The organism is Methylobacter sp. Wu8, assembly GCF_036440755.1.
GTDB lineage: Bacteria > Pseudomonadota > Gammaproteobacteria > Methylococcales > Methylomonadaceae > Methylobacter_A > Methylobacter_A tundripaludum_A.
Window position 1 is genome coordinate 67,295 of the sequence record NZ_JAZGVT010000054.1, and the last position, 16,615, is coordinate 83,909.

Consider the following 16,615-nt stretch of genomic DNA (forward strand, 5'->3'; position numbering starts at 1 on the left):
TAACCCTACAGCCCGGCCATCAATTCCCGAAAGTCCTCAATAGCAGGATAATCGGTTATTTCTTTTTTAGGCTGTTTGGTATCGGGCCTGCTCACCGAAATTAAATGGGCGATACCGAACTGCCTGGCGGAATTGAGCACCGCCAGGCTGTCATCGATCAGCAATGCGCTTTGTTTTTCAAACGGTACCCGCTGTTGCAGCAAGCGCCAAAACTCGGCTTGTTCCTTCGGATAGCCCAAATCATGGGAACTGATGATGCCGTCGAAAAATGCCTGCAAACAGGTTTTTTCCATCTTAAGGCCCAAGCTGCCGCGATGCGCATTGGTCACCAAATACACTTTTTTGGGCGACTGATGGGCTTTTTCTAAAAACTCCGTGACATGCGGCAATACCGCAATCAACCCGGAAATTTCCGCTTTCAGTCCGGCAATGTCCAGCTCTAGAACATCGCTCCAGTAATCCAGACAATACCATTCCAATTTGCCCTCCATGCTTTTAAAGCGCGGCTGCAACTGCTGCTTTGCGGCTTCTATCGACAAGCCCTGTTTTTCGGCAAATTTAAGCGGCACAAACTCCTTCCAGAAATGGTTATCGAAATTCAAATCCAGCAGCGTGCCATCCATATCCAGCAAAACAGTGTCAACTTTCTTCCAATCAATCATCATAGTGCGTTATATTTGCAAAAAAATACTTAATAAAATAACACAATGGCTGAAAAACCGACCATCCTTAACAAAACCACCATCGCCACCAGCCGGTTATTCCGTATCGAGTCGCTGGATATTGAATTTACCAATGGCGAACTGCGCAACTACGAACGGCTGGCCCGCGGCAATCCCGGCAGCGCCGTACTGATTGTGCCGATGCTGGACGCCGAGACGGTGTTGTTGATCAGGGAATATTCCGCCGGTGTGCATCGCTATGAGCTGGGCCTGCCCAAAGGCAAGACCGATGCCGGGGAATCCTTTATGGATGCCGCAAACCGCGAACTTAAAGAAGAAGTCGGCTTTGGCGCCAGAAGCCTGCATCACTTAAGCTCTTTCTCAATCGCGCCGTCCTATCTGGAACACATGACCGAAATTGTCCTCGCCCAGGATTTATATGCCGAAAAACTGGACGGCGACGAACCGGAAGAATTGGAAGTTGTTCCGTGGAAATTACGCAATATCAATGCATTGTTAGCTACCGGCGAATGCACCGAAGCCCGTTCGATTGCCGCGCTATTTATGGCTTTGGAATATTTTAAAGCGCTGTAGAGGCAATCCCTTGTGGTTGCCCTTGCGTCGAATAATAATCTTGCCATGCGGCGCAATACGCTACGCTATTGACGCCCTACAGATTGCGCCTCACCGCGTTATTTTAGCGGTGCACGTTTGACCATTTTGCTTGCATCTTGTATCACCCCAATTTCATTCCATGGTATTGCCGGCATCGTTATTTGTCCTGACAGTTGTAGACCTTCTTTACAAAATCGATCATTGCGATGGGAAGAGACCATAATCCACCACATTGCCCCGCCGTATATTTGCCCATAGGCAATATGATTCTGGAACCGGCGAGAAATAGGGGATGTAATTACGCGTTTTTCCACTTTGCCATATCCATTTATCACTGCAAGGGCCTGAATTGGGTATTCCCAATTCAGGCCAGGATCTTTGGAAAGGATCATCTTGCGAATGCGCTCTTCATGTACCATTCCAAGATTTACTTCTTGAAAGGCAGGAAGAGAGCTTACAGAAGCACGGAAAAGAATGCTCAAATGAAAAAGCTTGAATGTTGGGTAGTCGTAGACGGCTGTATGTGTGGTGTTTTGTGCAATGCTTTCTGGCATGAGCCACTGCTTTTGAAATGGTATCTCGTATTCTTGGTTTAGTAGACTCTCGCAATCTGCGCACAGCAATTTATCACGAACTCCTTTTTGAAGGGGTTTCCATCCCTTCTTTTTGAGTCCATTAATCTCCATCATTCTGTGATTTTTGTTGTAGAGGTCTTTATATAAGAACTCTGGGATTATGTGTGAATCGCTCAACTTACGATCCTTCAGGCAAAGTCGGCATTGCATAAGTAAGAACCTCTAATTGGTGATTATCTGCATAACATGCAATTTGCGCGTGAAAACCCGCTTCTGCTTTGCTGTTGCCAAAAACGATTCGCAACAATCGAAAGGACAGGAGTAAGTGGTACTGTCCTTTTGTACCATAGATAGTAATTTTTCATATTGTTTATTTTTGCGCTGGTTCCCAAGCTCCAGCTTGGGAACTCAGTGTCGGAAGCTCCAGCTTCCCGAGCAACTCACCACGCCCGAATCACCTCAATCAACCCCTCCTGACCGGCATAATTACGCGCACTGGAATAGCGCCAATGCTCCGGCTGATCCACATAGCCGCGCTTGACCGGATTATAATGAATGTAATCCAGCTTCTGCCGCATAACCGCCTCGGATTCGATAATTTGCGGATGATTGCCTTCCTCCCAAACCTGATAAGTGGTTTCCTGCTTATGGGCGCGTTTAAAAAACGCCAACAGCTCCAACAGCTTAGTCGAGCGACATTGTTCCAGATGCGCGATTATTTGCTTCGCGGTGTAAGATTTAAAGCGCTGCATGTCATGGCTCAAATTATCCGAAGCGGCAATAAGATGCAGATGGTTTTCAAGAATGACATAACCGTAGATTTGAAAATTTGTATCGCGCTGTAAAAAACGCTAAGAATCCAGAATAATGTCCACTGTTTCCGGGCGGGTAAACAACGGTAGCCAGTAGTTTACTGTTGCGGTCAGGAAGTGTGGACATGGGTCGGATTGGACGCGGTAACGGCTTCTGGGCATGATTGCGCTCCTGTGTGGTGAGAGTAGCCGGGAAGCTAGAGCTTCCAGAACTGGGTTCCCAAGCTGGAGCTTGGGAACCAGCGAAAGTTCAGAGTTACACCAATCACAACCGATAAAGCGGCTCCAGTTTGTCATCTTTCGTAGCCGCTATTTTTTCCCTGGCTTTATTTTCAACAAACGCCTGAAACAGCTTTTTGCCTTGCCACTGCTCCGTAGCCTTGCCATACAACGCCTGATTCAAATGCAGGATTTCATCCCTTAACCTTGCGTCGCTCAACTCGGCGATAGCGCCCAGGCTTGCGGCGCCCGACTTTTGCCGTCCCCATGCCAGCAAAGCGTCCTTGGCGGCTGCGGCATTATTATCCATGCAGGCTTTTTTCAATTTTTTTACGCTATCGGCCAAACGTATTTCCGGCTCGTTTTTTTCCACAACCGGCTTTTTAGCAGGGCGCTTAGCCAAAAAATAAACCAATGTCGCCAACCAGCCTGCCGCCAGGAACACCGAAACCCATAACCAGACATTTTGCTGTTGCGGCGGGTTCGTAACCGGCGCGGCCTCCTCGGCTTGTTGCGGTTGTTGCACCGCCGGAGCCGCCGGCACAACCGGAGTCGGCTGGGTTCCTGCCGCTTCCATCACCGTGATGGTGGCTTCAGGAATTTTGGCGACTTCCATCTTTTGGCTTTGGCTGTTAAACCAGGGGATTTCTATCGCTGGCAATTTGTAATAACCCGCTTTTGACGGGATGATGGCTATTTTTTCTTCCCTGAACGCGATCAGGCCTTCCGGTTTTTTCTGTTCCTGCAATACCGGCTGATCAGGATAGGTTTTCAGCCGGTCATCAATTTTGCCGGCATTTATCTCCGGCAGCTGACCAACCGTTGCACCTTTTGCCAGCAGTGTCAGGGTTCTGGTCAACGGTTCGCCGACTCTCATTTGCTGGTTGTCGCCTGACCACTCCTCCTTTAAAACCAGTTGTTCCGCTGAAAGCCAATGCCGCCCGGTAAATGCAGCAGGAGCGGGCTTCACGTCCAGCGTAACCGCTCTGGATAATATCTTTTTGGTCCTGGTCGTTTGGGAATTAAAAAAACCGTTAAAATTCGGTCGGCTATTCGCCACGACCTCCGCGGTCAATACCAGAGGCTTGATCGTCACAGAACCGCTTTTTTGCGGGAAAATCGCATATTTCCGCTCGGTAACCAGATAGTTCACCCCATCGATCTGGGTATTGTAATTAGTGTCATCGCCGAGTTTTTCAATCACCGCATCGCCCAATTCCGGTTCATTCAGGCCGGCTTGGGCGATTTCGACCCTTCTGTACAACCGTGCAGTGTACAGAACTTGAGATTGCACATAAGGGCTTTGGGGACTTGCCTCAACCTCCAGAAACAAATCATCGTTGGTATCGACGGCTTTATTGGCCGTCGCCTGAGTAACCAGGATATTCGCCGACCTGCTGACGTCATCGCCAAACTTCACCGGCGGAACAATCAGGCTGCCGGGATGTTTGGCCATCACGTTAAGCGTCCACTGTATGGTCTTGCTGGACTGTCCGTTAATCCAGGACGAATTGCTGCTCTGGCTTTGTCCGAGTATCTCGAAATCCTGTTCCAGCGGACCAAAATCCGGGTCGTTATCCGGCGTGTCATCGGCGGTAAAAATGATCTGGAAAGCTTCATTCAGGCTAACCGGATTGCGGTCAAACGACACATCAATTTGCGCGGCAATAACGTCAGGCACAAAATTCAGCAGTAACAAAAGAAGGAATAATTTTTTTATAGCGTTCATGTTCGTCATTTGGATTAATCAACGGGTATTACGCGAATCTCATAAAATACGAAGCGGTCTGAAATTAAGCGTTTTAAAAAATCAGTAAAAACCGGGCCTACCAGCCGCCCGCATCGCCGCTTGATTGGCGGCCGCGCTGTCCGTATTGATATTTGAATTTACGTTTTAACAAACCGGCCGGATCGTCGGGGATTCTTTTCAGCCATTGCTCATTAGCTTGCTGTTGTTCTTTCGAGGACTGGGCCTCGACACGCTCTTGCTGTTCGGCCTGCTCCTCGGCTTCGTCTTTGCGCTGCTCGGCTTGCTGGGGTTTTTCGTCTTCCGGTTTTTTCTGCTCGGCTTTATCTTGCTGCTGATTTTCTTCCGATTGTTGCTTGTCCGATTGCTTCTGTTCCGGTTTTTGCTCGGGCTTCTGATCATCGGATTTTTCCAATTGTTCGCCATCCTTGTTTTGCTCGGAATCGCCTTTGGACTGTTGCTTGTCGTCTTTTTGCCGATTCTGCTGTTTTTGCTCCTGCTTTTGTTTTTCCAGCTCCTTTTCTACAACCTCTTTGTTGTGTTTGGCATCGGCGTCGTCAGGATTGACAGCCAAGGCTTTGTCGTAGGCTTTTATCGCCTGTTCCAACTGACCGGCTTTCGCCAGCGCATTGCCCTGGTTATAGGCGCTGCTTTCGGACTTGCTGCTTTTCAGGTTCTCCAACGCCTTGTCATACTGACCCGCCTTGTAATGCGCCGCCGCTTTCCAATCCGGGTTTTCAAACTGTTCCGCCGCCTTGGCATAATCTTTTTCATGATAAGCCTGTTGCGCCTGTTGGTCCTTGGTCCGCCATAAATCCTTCCAGTCAACGGCGTAACTGTTTTTAGGCAGCGGCAGGATCAGCAATAAAGCGAAACACAGCAATCCCTTCCTGAACGTCAGCGCAGCCAAAGGTAAAACCGGCAATAACAGCCAAGGACCTTTGTCCGCCCATTGATCCAATAACAAGTTTTCGTTTGCCTTGTCCTGCTGCTTTACCGGTTTATCCAGGGTTGCCAACAGGGTTTTAATATCCGCGTCATTTGCCGTTATGGTTTGATAAACGCCATTGCCCGCCTGCGCCATTTTTTTAAGCTCGCCGGAGTTTAATTTGGGCACCACAATATCGCCCCGCCCGTCTTTCAGAAACCCGCCCTCCGGCAGCGCTATCGGTGCGCCGTCATCCGTTCCTACGCCCAGTATCGACAGCGAATACTTGTCCAGTGATTTTACTGTGGTCAAGGTTTTGTCGGCCTCGACGCCGTCGGTGACCAACAGGATTTGGCCTTTTTGCAGGCCTGCCTGACTGAACAGTTCGACGGCTTTTTCCAGCGCCAAGACTGTATTGCTGCCCTGGCTGGGCATAATATCGGTGTTTAATGCCGACAGCTGGCTGTCTATGGTCTCGTTGTCGTCGGTCAGCGGCGTTACGGTGAACGCGTCGCCGGCATAAACCAGCAATGCGGTCTGGCCGTCTTTGCGCTGCTTTAGAATATCGGCGATTTTGTAGCGGGCCATAACCAAGCGGCTGGGCTTAATATCGCCGGCGTCCATCGACCGGGACAAATCCAGCGCAATCACCAGGGCCGAATCGTTCCTGAACACCGGCGAAGGCAGCCGTTCCCAGCTTGGCCCGGCCAGCGCAATAATCGTCAGCAGGGCGGCGACGGCTCCGGCCGTTAGCGGCCAGCGGCTTCGGTTGACCGCTTTTTCCTGCAACAGGTACGGCAACAGCGCTTCATCGCATACCGTCGACCAGTTGCCTTGACTCAGCTTGTTCCTGAGCATTAAAGCCAGTATCAGAAGCTGCGGTATCAACGCCAGCAACCAGTACGGCCTGATAAAATGAAAGTCGGCTATGTTCATGACAAGCGCACCTTGGACAAAGCGATAACTGCGGCCAGAGCCAATGCCAGCGACAACGGCCAGTAATACAGTTCGCTGCGCGGCCTGAAATATTGTTTGTCTTTTTCAACCGGTTCCAGTTCGTCCAGCCGCATGTAGATATTATTCAACTCATCGGTATTTCTGGCCCGGTAATATTGACCGCCGGTGCTCTCGGCGATTTTGATCAGGGTTTTTTCATCCAAATCGACGGACGGGTTTATTTTGCGGCTGCCGAAAAAACTGCGCACGATCATTTCATCCGCGCCGATGCCGATCGTGTAAATTTTTAAATGGCCGGCAGCAGCCAATTCCGCGGCCTTTAACGGCGAAACTTCACCGGCGGTATTGGCGCCGTCGGTCATCAACACCAACACCCGGCTGTTGGCTTGCTCATTTTTAAGCCGCTTGACCGCCAGGCCGATGGCGTCGCCTATCGCGGTATTTTCACCGGCAAGGCCGAGAACCGCCTCATTCAATAAGGTCATCACCGTTTTCCGGTCGAAGGTTAACGGGGTTTGCAAATAGGCCTGGGTGCCGAACAGGATCAAACCCACCCTGTCTCCGACGCGCCGGTTGATAAAATCGCCGGCAACCATTTTAGCCGCCGCCAGCCGGTCTACAGACCGTTTGTTGATAACAAAATCCTGTTCTTCCATGCTGCCGGACAAATCCACCGCCAGCATTAAATCCCGGCCGCTGACCGCCTGCTCAATCGGCTCGCCCAGCCATTGCGGCCTGGCGCAGGCGACAACCAACAGCAACCAGGCAACAGCCGCCAGCCATAACGGCCAGCGCCGGGTTTGGGAAACCGCCATGGTTTCGACATCGGAAAAATCATCCAAAAACGGGACTTTCAACGCCGCCTGTTCCGCAGGCATATCGGCTGAAACCAGCCAGCGGATCAGCAAAGGCAAAGGTAAAGCGGCCAACAGCCAGGGCCATTCAAAGTGAATCATGATTTTAATTTAGCCTGGGATTTAAGCCAGCTTTCGCATAAGTCGGTTAATTGGGAAATTTCCAGTTCCGTGGGCGGCGTTTTTCGATAGGGCGCATCGGCCAGCAATTGGCCGATGCCTTCGCTGAACGGCGTGCTTTTGACCGAACTGTCGAGAAACGCCAGCCATTGCCGCCCGGTTAATCCGGCGGCCTTTGCCCGTGGCGACATGCTGATCGCTACCCGCCTGACCAGCACGGAAAGGTCGCATAATTTCTGCAAGTTATCACGGGCTGAATCCTGTTTGATCTCCAACAATATTTTGCCGGCGGTTTTAAGCGCGGTTTTGCGGGTAAATCTTTTATAAAGCCAGATCAGGCAAATAACCAGCAACGGAATCGACACCGCCAAAATCCACCAGCCGATAGCAGGAGGCCACCAGCCTATGGCTTCGGGTTCGTGGATGTCTTTCAAATCAAGGAGAGTTGGGTTCATTTATCTTAAACGTTGTATCGGATCGTCTGTGGTGCTGCATTGAATAAACGCCAGGCCCAATTTTTTTGCTGTCTGCTCCAGCTGATGCAACCGCCGGGTAAAATGTTGCTGATAGTTCAATAACCGCTGCCTATCGCCGGTATCGACAACCACATCCCGCTCGTCGCCGGTCGCCGCGCCTGTTCCTGGCAGGCTTGCGGCATACACGCCATCCATGGCGATAAAACGATAACGGCCTTTTTCCGGCAAATGGCTCTCCAGCGGATCGTACACAAAAATCAACACCACCTCGCAATGCCGCGACAGCTTTGCCAGATGGGTTTCGGCCTGATCGTTGATGCCGCGAAAATCGCTGATGATATAAACCAGACTGCCGGGACGCGCATGCTGGATAAGCCTTGCCAGCACCTGTTCCAAGGTAATGGCGGAAGCGGCAATCTCCGCTTGCGCCTGGTCCGGGCGATTAAAGCCCGCTCCGCTACTGATTGCATTTAAAAACCGCAATACCGCATGTTTGCCGTTTTGCGGCTTTAATTCACGGCATACATTGCCGGTAAATATTTGTCCGCCAATTCTGTCGCCGTGATGCTGGGCGGCCCAGGCCAGCAAACCGGCAAGTTTGGCGGCCAGCACCGATTTAAACACGCCGCGCGTGGCAAAGTGCATCGCCGGGCGGTCATCGACGGAAATAAACACCGGCCTTTCCCGTTCTTCGCGAAACATTTTGGTATGGGGTTCGCCGGTACGCGCGGTAACCCGCCAATCAATGCTGCGTATGTCGTCGCCGGGCTGATAAACCCGGGCCTCTTCAAACTCCATACCGCGACCCTTGAACCGGGACACGTAACCGCCGCTTTGCCCGGAACGTATGGCCGAATGTTTCAGTTTTATGCCTGCCGCAGGTCTCGCCAAATCGACCAGTGTTTTTAACGACACTGAAATCAATTCGTTGGCCGGGTCAGCTTGTTTAGCAAAAATCATCAAGGTACGGCGACTCTGGAAATCAGTTCTTTAATGAAATGATCGGTAGTGACACCCTCCGCCTCGGCTTCGTAAGACAGGATCAAGCGATGCCTCAACACGTCAAAGGCCATGTCCTGAATATCTTCCGGGGTCACGAAGTCGCGTTGCGCCAGCCAGGCTTTGGCCCTGGAACAGCGATCCAGCGCGATGCTGGCTCTTGGGCTTGCGCCATATTGCAGCCACATTGCCAAATCCTGCCCGTAAGCTTCGGGATTGCGGGTCGCCAGAATAATTTGCAGCAAATAGCTTTCAAGGCTTTCCGCCATATGCAGGTCCAGCACTTCATTGCGTGCGTCAAACAAGGTCTGTTGCCCGATCGGCTCGAACTGGTCGCTGTTTTTTACCGAACCCGAACGCGCTTCCGTTCTGGCCAAATGCAAAATATTTTTTTCGTGTTCCGCTTTCGGATAATCGATTTTTATATGCAGCAAAAAACGATCCAGCTGCGCTTCCGGCAGGGGATAAGTGCCTTCCTGCTCGATAGGATTTTGCGTCGCCATCACCATAAACAATTTCGGCAGGGGATAAGTCGCCTGGCCTACGGTTATTTGGCGCTCGGCCATGGCTTCCAATAACGCCGCCTGCACTTTAGCCGGCGACCGGTTGATTTCATCGGCCAGGATCAGGTTATGAAACAAAGGCCCTTTCTGGAATTCAAAAGTGCCTTGCTGCGGGCGGTAAATTTCAGTGCCGGTTAAATCGGCCGGCAATAAATCGGGGGTGAACTGCACCCGGTGAAAATCGCCTTGTATACCTTTGCTTAACACGTTGATGGCCCTGGTCTTCGCAAGTCCCGGAGCGCCTTCAACCAGGATATGGCCGTCAGCCAACAATCCGATCAGCATCCGTTCAACCAGCACATCCTGGCCGATGATCTCCTGGTTAATATAGTTTTTCAACCGTATCAATGCCGGTTGGACGGTGTTTGTATTGCCGTTGTTTTCTAACATAGTTGTTCTGACATGATGTTGTTTATTTTTAAATCCACGGTACGAAAGCCTTACACATTAAGGACCAAGCGGGTTTGATATATTGCCTGAATATCATTTTTCAATGAAAAAGCGCTTATTTTATACAGTTCCGGCTTGGGGCAACATAGAGCAACTCTGTTAAGAAATTCTTAATAAGTTGTGGATGAACCTGTGAATAACATTAACGGCGTAGTTATCCACAATCTGCACACAGGATGCAGATAACCTTAACAGCATTTTACCGTCATTAATAACATGTTGATTTTAAATGTAGAAAAAGACTTATCAACAAGATTTCACTTAGCTAATAATAGTAGTTGATGTTAAATTTTTTAATTTATTGTTATTACCTTGCACAAAAAATCTACCCGATAGCCTTTATCTTTTATACTCTTTCGATCGATAGAACAACCGAGGAAAAACATGCGATTTACATTGTTTATTTTAGGAAGCCTGTTTTCCGTCTGTGCTTTTGCAGGGATTTACAAATGCACGGATGCTGCCGGCAAGACAAATTACCAAGCAAAATCCTGCGATCAGCAACATAAGACTGTAGAAATTAATGTCAAAACAGGCAGTGCTAATTCTCTCGACGAGCCGGATCAGGAAAAACAGGTTTTAGAACAAAAGCAGCAGGATGAAAAACTGGAGCAAGAACAATTGCTGAAAAAACAGAACCAGCTTAAACAGGATGCGATGAGCGAAAGCGCAAAAAACCGCTTTCTCATTAAAAATAATCCCGAGAAATTTTCGGCTTTCTCTATTCCGCCTTATGATTTCGACGAATTACCCGAGCCGGTCAAAAATTACCAGGCCAGGCTTCCCGATATTGAACGCTTAAGAAGACAAGCGGCGGAAAAAGCGTTGGCTTCAGGGCTGTGCAATCGTGTTGAAGGATCCGAATTGCATGGAACAAGCAGCAAAAAAGCATTGGTTTTTTCAGTCGATTGCAGCAGCGGAAAAAACTTTCATTTTACCGAGCAGGAATTAACCCAGTAAGCGCCTAAATGAACTCATCGAAAACAATATTAATCACCGGCTGCTCTACCGGCATCGGCCACACCACTGCGGTTGAATTAAAAAAACGCGGACATAAGGTTATTGCTACGGCCAGAAAACCGGAAGATGTGGCCCGGCTGCAACAGGAAGGTTTTACCGCAATACAGCTGGACTTGGCCGACAGCAACAGCATTCAACATGCGGTCGGCTTGGCAATTGAACTAAGCGGCGGAAAAATCGATGCCCTGTTTAACAACGGCGCTTTCGGCCAACCGGGGGCCGTTGAAGACTTAAGCCGCGATGTGCTCAGGTTTCAATTCGAAACCAATCTGTTCGGCACTCATGAACTGACCAACCTGGTGATACCGTTGATGCGCGAACAGGGGTATGGCCGGATTATCTACAACAGTTCGGTATTGGGACTGGTCGCGATGACTTACCGGGGCGCTTATAACGCCAGCAAGTTTGCGCTGGAAGGCTTGGCCGATACCTTGCGCCTGGAGCTTTACGGCGCCGGCATCCATATTTCGCTGATTGAACCGGGGCCGATTATGAGCGACTTCAGGAAAAACGCTTTTGCCCTGTACAAGAAAAATATAAACCCGGCGCACAGCTACCATAAAGAAACCTATAAAGCGATGGAAGCGCGTTTGCAAAAGGAAGGCCCGGCAGCTCCTTTTACCTTACCGGCTTCCGCCGTGACCGAAAAAGTTATCCATGCGCTGGAAGCCAAACGGCCGAAGATGCGTTATTACGTCACTTTTCCGACCTATTTGTTTGCTTTTCTTAAACGCATTCTGCCGATGTCCTGGTTGGACGCCTTAGTGAGAAGGGTTTAACAATGCACGATCTTGATGAAATTACGATCTCCTGCCCTTATTGCGGCGAATCCGTAGATGTGTTGGTAGATACGAGTTCCGGGCCGCAGCAATATTACGAGGACTGTTCGGTTTGCTGCGCGCCGATTTTATTTATCGTATCTGAAGATCAGGCGGGAGAAATGTTGATAGAGATCAAAAGGGATGATGAATAATTCCGCCTATTTTCACCTGAATGGCAGAACAGATGCTTTTGTAAGCCTTGATAACCCTTTATTTAAAAAGGGTTTTTATTGCTTTTAAAAAGGAACAATTAATTTTTCTATGCTAGAATGCCTTGCGGCATTAGCCTTTCATTATGTTGAATTCTTGCTTTCTTGCATAAACTCTCATTTTAATCGTTATGCTGACACAAAATATCAACAATATTCAGGTTATATAATCAATGAAAATATTTAAAAAAATCGTAATTTCTCTTGCTATGGCGATGTCTGTGGCTGCAATTTCATCGACTGCTTTTGCTGCTGAAAAGAAAGATCCGAATGCGGTAGTTAGAGAAGCGGCTGAAGGTACGATCGCTAAAATCGAAGAAGCAATCAGCTTAATCGAAAAAAACGGCAGCAAAGAAGACACTCTGACCGCCATTGCCGAAGCTCGCCAGCTGCAAAAAGAATTCCGTTATGAACTGACCGAACGTCTTCGTCAAAGAGCTAACGATAAATTGAGAGTGGCTCGTGAAGCTTTTGAAGCGGGCAATACCAAAGAAGCGGAAGAAACATTAAAAGCTTCTTTAGCTCAATTCAAAGAAATGAAAGTAACTTACGACGCAGGACATAAGTAACAAACTGCCGTTAAGTCAGATTCAATCATTTTAGCGCCGCGATTGAATCTGATTTTTTAAATTCCAAAATAAAACTCGCTAAAAATCACTCTTTTCACCACTCCACAGCTGGTTGAGAAGTTTCGAACTGTGTTAAAATCTTTCCCGGTGTAGGGCTATTGTCATTAATAGTTACACAGCCAATTTAATCAAAAAATAACAATGACTTGAGGTCGAGTGCAATATGAAAATTTTAAAAAAAATCTTACTGTCTTTATTAATTGCAGCTTCTATGGGCGCTGTTTCAACTTCAGTATTGGCTGAAACAGATAAAGGCAGAATCACATATGCTCCTGCTGATGCAATTGATTTGGTAACCGGAAAAATTAAGGTAGCCCTTGACGCTATAGCTAACGGCACAGAAGGCGATGCACTGGCCGATCTGATCAAAGAAGCATCTGATGCAAGTAAAGAAATCAATGCTAACGATAAAGTTGATATAGCTCGTTCAAAAGCCAATAACGTTCTGAAATCAGCCAGAAAACTTGCTCAAGAAGCCAAGGTAAAAGAAGCCGAAGAAGCATTAAAAGATGCAGCCAAAAAGTTTGAAGCTTTGAAAAGCTTAATCTAATCTTCACCTGGCCATATCAGGATGCCATCCGGTTTCCTGATATGGTGTTAAGACCCTTTCCGCTTTCCCTGTAACCCCCCCCGGATAGCCCAATTGTATGGCTATGCCGGAATTCAAAAAGCTATTTTAAAATCCCACGTCGATCCGGTTATTAGGTTGGGTTTTCAGAACGATATTTTTCCGATGCCAACAAAAACGCAGCCAGCTGCTTGTCGGTGTTCAGGATATGATTGATTAACCAGCTGTTGAGGAAAGCAAGTAAATCTTCGCGCGAAATCAGAATCCCGGCTTTAATATCATTATGTACGGCGACCACCTTAGCCGAAAAACTGCGGTGCTGCAGGATGTGCCTCTCAATATCCCCGGTTTTTTCCTCGCTGTAGCCGTATTTCTGCATTAATTCCTCTTCGGTTTCAAAATGATACAGGGCGTAGCTGAGCAAATCACGAGTGATTTGCTCCAAAAAATCGGCATTATTATTTGCAGTCAGCTTGGTATTGGCCTCATTAAAAAGATTAATAAGGATTTGATGTTGCTCGTCAATTTTATCAATTCCGGTGACAAGCCCGTCGTTCCATACGATAAGATCATAATCGGCCATATGTGTTCTCTATGAGTATTGCTATGTGAGTAATCGGTCGGCGAGTATAACCCGCAAGCGGTGCAGGAGACTGTTCATATTCTGCTGTAGCGCCAGCAATTGGGCCTTATCGGCGTCTGCTTTAACCGTCATACCGGCCTTGTGATGTTCGTACAGGCGAGCGGCGGCTTGGTGGATGCTTTGATGTATTTCGTCGAGCGTATCAAACTCGCTTATATTACAAAAACGGCGCCGGCCTTCGTCGTAATACCATTGGCCAAAACGGCATTGCCGGTGATCGAGCAGGGATTCCGGCGTAGTCTGGTCATTCGGTTCGTCAAGATTGGCGATAATCCGGTCAATCCAGTAGCGGTGATTGGCTTCCGCCTTCAACAACTCGAAATAACCCCGCGAAGTTAAATGGGTGGAGGATAAACTCCATAGCGGATCCGGCTTAAATTTCTCCAGCCATATCGCCATTTTTTTTCCGGGCATCGGCCGGGCGATTCCGTAGCCTTGCATAACGTCGCATCCCAGCGCCATTAACATCAATATCTGATCGATGAACTCAACGCCCTGGGCAATGACTTGCAGCCGGAAGGAAGCAGCCAAACCGATGACACCTTCTACAATCGCCCTGTCTCCCGGATTTATAAGCATGCCGGAAACAAAGCTCATGTCGATTTTCAACGCATCGGCGGCAAGATGCTTCAAGTGCGTCAACGATGAAAACCCGGTGCCGAAATCGTCCAGCGTAACGCTCACTCCCATATCGCGGCATTTTCGGATAGCTTCGCTGCTGACACGCATATCTTCCAATGCCGCCGTTTCGACAATTTCTATTTCCAGGCGCCGGATAATTTCAACATCATATCGGGCAAACAATTCTTGCAAACGCTGCAAGAATTCCTGGTTGTGCAGTTGGCGGGAAGAGATATTGACGCTGATATGAATATTAAACCCTGCCCCGGCCCATTCATTCAGTTGCCGCAAGGCTTCCTGTATGGTCCATTCGCCCAAGGCGATAATCAGTCCGCTGTTTTCGATCACGGGGATAAATTCGGACGGCGACAATATACCGAGAATCGGGTGATTCCAGCGCACCATCGCCTCGGCTCCGACCACCTTGCCTTGGCGGCAATCAACCTTGGGTTGATAATACAGTTCAAACTGCCCTTTATCCAATGCTTCGCCGATTTTCTTGAAAAACGCCTGAGTCGTTTGCATACGCTTTGCGTATACCGAGTTAAACAACTTATAGCCGTTTTTATTCGATTGCTTGACCTCGTACATGGCTTGATCCGCATGGCGCAGCAATAAATCCGGGTCGCCGCTGTCTTCCGGGAACAGGGTGACGCCGATACTGGCCGAAACATGCGCCGTCTGCCCGAATATCCGGTACGGAGCCGCTATGGAAGCGATGATTCGCTCCAGCGTCTGTTCGCATTCCCCGACTGCTGTAAAGCCGCCCAACAGCAGAGCAAACTCATCGCCGCCGAAGCGGGCGGCGGTGTCTTCGCGCCGTATGCACTCTTGTAAACGCTGGGCCACGTCGCATAACAGCTGGTCGCCCGATGCATGGCCGAGCGTATCGTTGACTTGTTTGAAACCATCCAGATCAAGCATACAGACGGCGACAATTTCCCGATGACGGCGAGCTAAAGTCTGATTCATCCTATCAGCCAATAAAACCCGGTTAGGTAAATGAGTAAGCGGGTCGTAGAAAGCGAGATTATTGAGTTTCTCCTCTATAACCTTGCGCTCGGTAATATCGGTATAGGTCGCAACGTAATTAATAACCTCGCCGTTATTGTTTTTCACCGCAGTAATAGTGACGAATTCAGGATGCAGCTCCCCATTTTTAAACCGGTTCCAGATTTCGCCCTGCCATGTACCGGTACGCCTAATGCTGTCCCACATGTCGGCGTAAAATTTCGCATCATGGCGACCGGATTTTAAAATATTCATCTTACGATTAATCAATTCCTCGCTTGAATAACCGGTGAGCCTGACAAAAGCCTGATTGACTTTGATAATGACATTGTCGATGTCGGTGATGACCATGCCTTCCTGGGACTCGAAGGCGATAGCGGCGATTTGGAGTGCATTTTCTGCCTGTTTCCGCTCGGTAATATCGGTAATAAAACCATGCCAGAGCGTCGAGCCGTCGGCAAGCCTTTGCGGTAGCGCATTCCCGAGCAGCCAACAGTCCGGCTCATCGCCGAATTTCAACCGGTACTCCTGAACCCAAGGTGTTAAGTTTTCTGCAGAGGCTTTCATAGAGGCCAGATGATTCTCTGAATCGTCAGGATGTACAACAGTAAATATATAGGATGCGTCTTCACGAACATCCTCCGGCTTGACCCGGTAAATCTTCAGCAGACTTTCATTGGCATACGGCATGCCACAACTGCCGTCCGGGCGCAATTGAAACTGGTAAACAATGCCGGGTACCTGAGCAGCGATTTTCCGGAGCCGATCCAGTATTTCCTGCTGAGCTGTTTCCGCTTGTTCCTGTTTGATTAATTGAATTTTAAGTGGACGAAACGCCAGAAAATAGACGGCGGGAAAGGTCAAAACCGAAAGCAGCGCCGCATCGAGCAGCACTTCGTGCCTTTGCGAAAGAGGCGGCAACAGTTCAATAAACAACATGACCAGTGTTTCGCCGACAAAAATAGAGCTGATTAACGCCAAGATCAGATGCCTGACGGACTGTGGGTTTTTAATGGATATCACGTCAATTCTTACCCATCAAAAGTAAATTTATTTTTTGGAGTGGAAACCGGCTCATTACATCCTTCAGGCAGCTAACAACTTGTAATCATTTAC

At 48.8% G+C, this 16,615-nt stretch carries 16 protein-coding genes and 1 pseudogene; 6 read left to right on the forward strand and 11 right to left on the reverse strand.

Going from position 1 to position 16,615, the window contains the following annotated elements; translation table 11 throughout:
* Positions 1-5: 5 nt before the first annotated feature.
* Complete coding sequence (gene yrfG / locus V3O24_RS07195; protein ID WP_104423919.1) at positions 6-662, reverse strand: GMP/IMP nucleotidase; 657 nt, start codon at positions 660-662, stop codon at positions 6-8.
* A gap of 45 nt (positions 663-707) precedes the next feature.
* Between yrfG and nudE the strand changes: the two genes are divergently transcribed.
* Positions 708-1,256 carry an ADP compounds hydrolase NudE gene (gene nudE / locus V3O24_RS07200; RefSeq protein ID WP_331306730.1) on the forward strand — a complete coding sequence of 183 codons (549 nt, stop codon included), beginning with the start codon at positions 708-710 and terminating at the stop codon, positions 1,254-1,256.
* A 98-nt stretch (positions 1,257-1,354) separates the two neighbouring features.
* On the opposite strand, the gene V3O24_RS07205 is transcribed toward nudE, so the two are convergent.
* The 8 genes and pseudogenes from V3O24_RS07205 to V3O24_RS07240 form a co-directional block, all read right to left on the reverse strand.
* Positions 1,355-2,029, reverse strand: a complete 675-nt coding sequence (locus V3O24_RS07205) for a hypothetical protein (protein ID WP_331306731.1) — start codon at positions 2,027-2,029, stop codon at positions 1,355-1,357.
* Positions 2,030-2,292: 263 nt separating this feature from the next.
* A pseudogene (locus tag V3O24_RS07210) lies at positions 2,293-2,826 on the reverse strand (transposase).
* A 103-nt stretch (positions 2,827-2,929) separates the two neighbouring features.
* Positions 2,930-4,612 (reverse strand): BatD family protein, encoded by a 1,683-nt coding sequence (locus tag V3O24_RS07215; protein ID WP_331306732.1) that lies wholly within the window; start codon positions 4,610-4,612, stop codon positions 2,930-2,932.
* Between the two features lie 97 nt (positions 4,613-4,709).
* Complete coding sequence (locus tag V3O24_RS07220) at positions 4,710-6,494, reverse strand: VWA domain-containing protein (protein ID WP_331306733.1); 1,785 nt, start codon at positions 6,492-6,494, stop codon at positions 4,710-4,712.
* The gene (locus V3O24_RS07225; protein WP_104423804.1) at positions 6,491-7,471 is read right to left on the reverse strand and encodes a VWA domain-containing protein; all 981 of its coding nucleotides are present in this window, start codon (positions 7,469-7,471) and stop codon (positions 6,491-6,493) included. The genes V3O24_RS07220 and V3O24_RS07225 overlap by 4 nt, the downstream gene beginning before the upstream one ends.
* Positions 7,468-7,944, reverse strand: a complete 477-nt coding sequence (locus tag V3O24_RS07230) for a DUF4381 domain-containing protein (protein ID WP_331306734.1) — start codon at positions 7,942-7,944, stop codon at positions 7,468-7,470. Before V3O24_RS07230 ends, V3O24_RS07225 begins: the two co-directional genes overlap by 4 nt.
* Positions 7,945-8,925, reverse strand: coding sequence for a DUF58 domain-containing protein (locus V3O24_RS07235; RefSeq protein ID WP_331306735.1), 981 nt, complete (start codon positions 8,923-8,925; stop codon positions 7,945-7,947).
* Positions 8,925-9,917 (reverse strand): MoxR family ATPase, encoded by a 993-nt coding sequence (locus V3O24_RS07240; RefSeq protein ID WP_331306736.1) that lies wholly within the window; start codon positions 9,915-9,917, stop codon positions 8,925-8,927. The genes V3O24_RS07235 and V3O24_RS07240 overlap by 1 nt, the downstream gene beginning before the upstream one ends.
* Before the next feature lie 444 nt (positions 9,918-10,361).
* Here V3O24_RS07240 and V3O24_RS07245 point away from each other — a divergent pair, with 444 nt between their 5' ends.
* From V3O24_RS07245 to V3O24_RS07265, 5 genes are all read left to right on the forward strand, one after another.
* Positions 10,362-10,937 (forward strand): DUF4124 domain-containing protein, encoded by a 576-nt coding sequence (locus tag V3O24_RS07245; RefSeq protein ID WP_331306737.1) that lies wholly within the window; start codon positions 10,362-10,364, stop codon positions 10,935-10,937.
* Between the two features lie 8 nt (positions 10,938-10,945).
* Positions 10,946-11,776: an SDR family oxidoreductase gene (locus tag V3O24_RS07250; RefSeq protein ID WP_331306738.1), complete on the forward strand. Its 831-nt coding sequence runs from the start codon at positions 10,946-10,948 to the stop codon at positions 11,774-11,776.
* Positions 11,777-11,778: 2 nt separating this feature from the next.
* A complete protein-coding gene (locus tag V3O24_RS07255) occupies positions 11,779-11,970 on the forward strand; it encodes a CPXCG motif-containing cysteine-rich protein (protein WP_104423798.1) in 192 nt (63 codons plus the stop codon).
* A gap of 230 nt (positions 11,971-12,200) precedes the next feature.
* Positions 12,201-12,596, forward strand: coding sequence for a hypothetical protein (locus V3O24_RS07260; RefSeq protein WP_331306739.1), 396 nt, complete (start codon positions 12,201-12,203; stop codon positions 12,594-12,596).
* 223 nt (positions 12,597-12,819) lie between these two features.
* Positions 12,820-13,206: a hypothetical protein gene (locus V3O24_RS07265; RefSeq protein ID WP_331306740.1), complete on the forward strand. Its 387-nt coding sequence runs from the start codon at positions 12,820-12,822 to the stop codon at positions 13,204-13,206.
* A gap of 151 nt (positions 13,207-13,357) precedes the next feature.
* Here V3O24_RS07265 and V3O24_RS07270 read toward each other — a convergent pair whose 3' ends face one another.
* Both V3O24_RS07270 and V3O24_RS07275 read right to left on the reverse strand, forming a co-directional pair.
* Positions 13,358-13,807, reverse strand: a complete 450-nt coding sequence (locus V3O24_RS07270) for a bacteriohemerythrin (RefSeq protein ID WP_104423795.1) — start codon at positions 13,805-13,807, stop codon at positions 13,358-13,360.
* 21 nt (positions 13,808-13,828) lie between these two features.
* Entirely contained in the window at positions 13,829-16,522 is a 2,694-nt protein-coding gene (locus V3O24_RS07275; protein WP_331306741.1) for an EAL domain-containing protein, read from the reverse strand.
* Positions 16,523-16,615: the final 93 nt, after the last annotated feature.

Excerpts from the sequence above, each read along its gene's own strand:
- yrfG (WP_104423919.1), bottom strand. The coding sequence starts at position 662 with ATGATTGATTGGAAGAAAGTTGACACTGTTTTGCTGGATATGGATGGC.
- nudE (WP_331306730.1), top strand. The coding sequence starts at position 708 with ATGGCTGAAAAACCGACCATCCTTAACAAAACCACCATCGCCACCAGC.
- V3O24_RS07215 (WP_331306732.1), bottom strand. The coding sequence starts at position 4,612 with ATGAACGCTATAAAAAAATTATTCCTTCTTTTGTTACTGCTGAATTTT.
- V3O24_RS07220 (WP_331306733.1), bottom strand. The coding sequence starts at position 6,494 with ATGAACATAGCCGACTTTCATTTTATCAGGCCGTACTGGTTGCTGGCG.
- V3O24_RS07225 (WP_104423804.1), bottom strand. The coding sequence starts at position 7,471 with ATGATTCACTTTGAATGGCCCTGGCTGTTGGCCGCTTTACCTTTGCCT.
- V3O24_RS07230 (WP_331306734.1), bottom strand. The coding sequence starts at position 7,944 with ATGAACCCAACTCTCCTTGATTTGAAAGACATCCACGAACCCGAAGCC.
- V3O24_RS07235 (WP_331306735.1), bottom strand. The coding sequence starts at position 8,925 with ATGATTTTTGCTAAACAAGCTGACCCGGCCAACGAATTGATTTCAGTG.
- V3O24_RS07240 (WP_331306736.1), bottom strand. The coding sequence starts at position 9,917 with ATGTTAGAAAACAACGGCAATACAAACACCGTCCAACCGGCATTGATA.
- V3O24_RS07245 (WP_331306737.1), top strand. The coding sequence starts at position 10,362 with ATGCGATTTACATTGTTTATTTTAGGAAGCCTGTTTTCCGTCTGTGCT.
- V3O24_RS07250 (WP_331306738.1), top strand. The coding sequence starts at position 10,946 with ATGAACTCATCGAAAACAATATTAATCACCGGCTGCTCTACCGGCATC.
- V3O24_RS07255 (WP_104423798.1), top strand. The coding sequence starts at position 11,779 with ATGCACGATCTTGATGAAATTACGATCTCCTGCCCTTATTGCGGCGAA.
- V3O24_RS07260 (WP_331306739.1), top strand. The coding sequence starts at position 12,201 with ATGAAAATATTTAAAAAAATCGTAATTTCTCTTGCTATGGCGATGTCT.
- V3O24_RS07265 (WP_331306740.1), top strand. The coding sequence starts at position 12,820 with ATGAAAATTTTAAAAAAAATCTTACTGTCTTTATTAATTGCAGCTTCT.
- V3O24_RS07270 (WP_104423795.1), bottom strand. The coding sequence starts at position 13,807 with ATGGCCGATTATGATCTTATCGTATGGAACGACGGGCTTGTCACCGGA.